This window comes from Pseudomonas putida, from assembly GCF_028682635.1.
Lineage (GTDB): Bacteria > Pseudomonadota > Gammaproteobacteria > Pseudomonadales > Pseudomonadaceae > Aquipseudomonas > Aquipseudomonas putida_AE.
On the sequence record NZ_JANHLK010000059.1, the window covers coordinates 1 to 4,168 of the forward strand.

Genomic DNA, 4,168 nt, shown 5'->3' on the forward strand with positions numbered 1-4,168 from the left:
GATCGTCAAGGTCGGTTGAATGACATGCTGTCAGCCGAGGATCAGCGTTGCTACCTCAGGGTGACGGCAGGTAGGCCATCGCGCGCGATTCGCCCATCAACAGCGGATGATTGAGCTCCGCACAGGCGCGCAGGTATTCGGCGACCAAGGTGATCCGCTTGAGCTTGCGCAGGTCCTCGCTGTAGTACATCCAGAACTGTCGAGTGACCTCCACCTGGTCCGGCAATACTTCGCACAGGCGCGGGTCGGGACCTGCGAGAAAGCACGGAAGGATGGCCAGCGCGCGCCCCTCCAGCGCTGCATGATACTGGGAGACTACGCTGGTGCTACGCAGGCGGCTTTGCGCGCCGGGCAGCAGATCGTTCAGGTAGAGCAGCTTGAAGCTGAACGCCAGGTCCTCGACATAGGTCACGAAGGGGTGACTCGCCAAGTCCTCGCTATGGGTAATCGGTGGATGATTGGCCAGGTACTCCGGTGTCGCATACAGACGCAAGCGGTAGTCGCATAGGCGCGAGCACACGTAGGGACCGCGCTCGGGACGCTCCAGGGTGATAGCAATGTCCGCCTCGCGTCGTGACAGGTTGACGAAGTGCGGGACCGGCAAAATGTCCACTGAGATATGCGGATAGTGAATGATGAAGTGACTCATCTGCGAGGTGATGAAGCACGAGCCGAAGGCTTCGGTACAGCCGATGCGCAGGTGCCCGGCAAGCCCCCCGGTGGTTCCCGAAACCTCCCCACAAGCTGCCAGCAGGGTACTTTCCAGTGTTTCCGCATGACTGATCAGGCGCTGCCCCTCGACAGTCATGACGAAACCCGACGCTCGTGACTTCTCGAAAAGCAGCGCGCCAAGGCTTTGCTCAAGGGCGCGGATGCGCCGCGACACCGTGGTGTAGTCCACCCCCAGGCGGCGTGCTGCGCCACTGGCGGTGCGAGCACGAGCGACCTCGAGAAAGAAACGCATATCGTCCCAATTCACGTGAGTTTGCGTTGTGCGATTTTGCATATTCATCAGGCTTTTCTGCCAATTCTTATTGGAAATTAGCCAACATATACTCGCATTCAGCCTGGTTTGACCAGCATCGTTTCTCCACCGGAAAGGCCCCGATTTCAATCAGGGCTAACGGCCTGAATGCAGGGTAAAAAACCTGTTTTCAAGGCGAAAAATGGCTGTTGCGCGGCAGCGCAATCACTGTCGCATTCGCCCCCGCCGAGGACACATCCGGCGGGCACCCTGTCGGCACCAAACCGGTGCCATGCGTTCCCCTCGCCTCCGGAAGATCGCCAGGGCAGCAACGACTCCAGCAGCATTCAGGTGATGTCCCGCCCAGGGATGTCGCCCGGGTACCCGTACGCCCCTCAAAAGGCCGACATACAACAACAATTAAAAGCGGAGCCTCACTATGACGACTGACCATCCGAACCACGTCCAGACCTGCGCCCGGGTCAGGGCCAATCCTGAATTCCAGCGCCTCAGCCGCCAGCGCTCAGTGCTGGCCTGGTCACTGAGCGGTGCGGTCCTGGCCGTCTATTACAGCTTCATCATGGTAGTGGCCTTCGCACCTGCCTGGCTGCACCTGCCGCTGTACGACGGTAGTCACCTGACCCTCGGCATGCCGGTTGGCGTGGCAATCATCTTGCTGTCCTGGTTGCTCACCGCCTGGTACGTGCACACCGCCAACACCCGTTTCGACGCGCTCAGCGCGCAGATCCTGCAGGAGACCCGCGCATGAAACGCCTACTCCCCCTTCTCGCCCTCAGCCCTTTGCTGGCCAACGCCGACACCATCACCGCGCAGAAGCAGCCGCTCAATGTGCATGCCATCGGCATGTTCTTCGTCTTCGTCCTTGCCACTTTGCTGATCACCTGGTGGGCGTCCCGGCGTACGCGCTCCGCTGCCGATTTCTACAGCGCGGGTGGCGGTATCACGGGTTTCCAGAATGGCCTGGCGATCGCCGGTGACTACATGTCGGCGGCCACTTTGCTGGGCCTCTCGAGCATGGTGTTCGCCCGGGGTTATGACGGCTTCATCTACATCATTGGCTTCTTCGTCGGCTGGCCCATCGTCACCTTCCTGATGGCCGAACGCCTGCGAAACCTGGGCCGCTACACCTTCGCCGACATCGTCTCCTTTCGCCTGGATCAGACGCGCGTACGCAGCTTCGCCGCCCTCGGCTCGCTGACAGTGGTGTGCTGCTACCTCGTGGTTCAGATGGTCGGCGCCGGCCAGTTGATCAAGCTGCTGTTCGGCCTCGACTATCGCACGGCGGTGGTTGTGGTCGGCGTGCTGATGCTGGTCTACGTGATCTTCGGCGGCATGCTCGCCACCACATGGGTGCAAATCACCAAGGCGGTCCTGCTGCTGGCGGGCGGAACGACCCTGATGCTGATGGCCCTGAGCCGCTTCGGCTTCAGCTTCGAGACGCTGTCGGCCCAAGCCGTAGCGGTGCACGCCAGCGGCGTGCAAATCATGGGGCCGGGCACCTTGCTGGCCGACCCGATCAACGCGGTGTCACTGTCCCTTGGCCTGGTCTTCGGCATTGCCGGCCTGCCGCACATCCTGATGCGTTTCTTCACCGTGCCCAATGCCAAGGAGGCGCGAAAATCGGTGCTGTTCGCCACGGTGTTCATCGGCTTTTTCTTCCTCGTGGTGTGCATCCTGGGCTACACCGCCATCGTCATCGTCGGCACAGACCCGCAGTACTACGTCGATGGCAAGCTGGGCGGCGCCATGATCGGTGGCGGCAACATGGTGGCCATGCACCTGGCCAAAGCGGTGGGCGGCAATCTGTTTCTCGGATTCCTCTCCGCCGTCGCCTTCGCCACCATCCTTGCGGTCGTGGCCGGCCTGGCCCTGGCTGGCGCCTCGGCGATTTCCCACGACCTGTATGCCTCGGTACTGAAAAAGGGCAAGGCCGACGAGAAGCAGGAGATGCGCGTGTCGCGTATCGCCACTGTCGGCCTGGGCATTGTCGCGATCTCCCTCGGCATTCTGTTCGAGGGCCAGAACATCGCCTTCCTGGTCGGCCTGACGTTCGGCATCGCCGCCTCTGCAAATTTCCCGGTACTGATCATGGCCATGTACTGGGGTGGCCTGACCACCCGTGGCGCCCTCTACGGCGGCTTGACCGGCCTGGTCAGCGCCCTGGCGCTGGTCATCGGGTCGCCGTCGGTGTGGGTCGGGGTATTGGGTCATGCCCAGGCGATCTTCCCCTACGACCAGCCGGCGCTGTTCTCCATGCCTTTGGCCTTCCTGGTCATCGTGGTGGCGTCCAAACTGGACCGCAGCGAGCGCGCCGACCGTGAGCGCGCGGCCTATGCCGATCAGTTCGTCCGCGCCCAGACCGGCCTAGGGGCTGCCATGGCCAGCAGTCACTAACGCTGCAGCATTGCGGGGCACCGGCCCCGAGCGCGAGTCCGCTCCTTTGCTTCGCGCTTTTTTACTCCCGCCCTGCGCCGCCCGGCGCAGGGCACCTTCAACCAGCCTTCCCGCCACCGGCCCCGGCCAGTGCGGGAACGGCTGGCTCATGACAACACTGCTCATAACAACACTGCCCATAACAACACTGCCCATAACAACAAGAGACAAGCAATGAAACCTACCCTCCTCACCCTGTTCCTGGCAGGCAGCAGCCTTGCCACCCACGTCCATGCGGATTTCCTGGCAGACAGCAAGGCCAGCCTGGAACTGCGCAACTTTTACTTCAACCGGGATTATCGCCAGACCAACGCCGCCCAATCGAAACAGGAGGAATGGGCCCAGGGGTTCCTGCTGCGCTATGAGTCAGGCTTTACCGAAGGTCTGGTCGGCGTGGGGTTCGACGCCATCGGCCTGCTCGGGGTCAAGCTCGACTCCAGCCCCGATCGCGCCGGATCCGGCCTGCTCAAACGCCACAGCGACACCAGCAAAGGTGCCCAGGACGAATACGGCGAACTGGGTCTGACCGCCAAACTGCGCGCCTCGAAAAGCACGCTGAAACTCGGCACGCTACTGCCGAAACTGCCGACGGTACTGGCCAACGATTCACGCCTGTTGCCACAAACCTTCAAGGGCGGTCAGTTGACGTCGCTCGAACTCGAAGGCCTGACCGTGGATGCCGGTCGCCTGACGCAGGTCAACCAGCGCGACTCCTCGGACTACGAGGACATGGGCATCACCCGCACCGGT

The 4,168-nt window shown here is 62.2% G+C and carries 4 protein-coding genes; 3 read left to right on the plus strand and 1 reads right to left on the minus strand.

Going from position 1 to position 4,168, the window contains the following annotated elements:
• Positions 1 to 55: 55 nt before the first annotated feature.
• A complete protein-coding gene (locus NPS56_RS30760) occupies positions 56 to 1,012 on the minus strand; it encodes a LysR family transcriptional regulator (protein ID WP_274078138.1) in 957 nt (318 codons plus the stop codon).
• 391 nt (positions 1,013 to 1,403) lie between these two features.
• Between NPS56_RS30760 and NPS56_RS30765 the strand changes: the two genes are divergently transcribed.
• The 3 genes from NPS56_RS30765 to NPS56_RS30775 form a co-directional block, all read left to right on the plus strand.
• Positions 1,404 to 1,733: a DUF485 domain-containing protein gene (locus tag NPS56_RS30765; protein ID WP_274078139.1), complete on the plus strand. Its 330-nt coding sequence runs from the start codon at positions 1,404 to 1,406 to the stop codon at positions 1,731 to 1,733.
• Positions 1,730 to 3,379, plus strand: coding sequence for a cation acetate symporter (locus NPS56_RS30770; protein ID WP_274078140.1), 1,650 nt, complete (start codon positions 1,730 to 1,732; stop codon positions 3,377 to 3,379). Before NPS56_RS30765 ends, NPS56_RS30770 begins: the two co-directional genes overlap by 4 nt.
• 213 nt (positions 3,380 to 3,592) lie before the next feature.
• Positions 3,593 to 4,168 (plus strand): OprD family outer membrane porin (locus tag NPS56_RS30775; RefSeq protein WP_274078141.1); only part of this gene is annotated, 576 nt, incomplete at its 3' end.

Coding starts and splice junctions, on each gene's coding strand:
- NPS56_RS30760 (WP_274078138.1), bottom strand. CDS start 1,012: ATGAATATGCAAAATCGCACAACGCAAACTCACGTGAATTGGGACGAT.
- NPS56_RS30770 (WP_274078140.1), top strand. CDS start 1,730: ATGAAACGCCTACTCCCCCTTCTCGCCCTCAGCCCTTTGCTGGCCAAC.
- NPS56_RS30765 (WP_274078139.1), top strand. CDS start 1,404: ATGACGACTGACCATCCGAACCACGTCCAGACCTGCGCCCGGGTCAGG.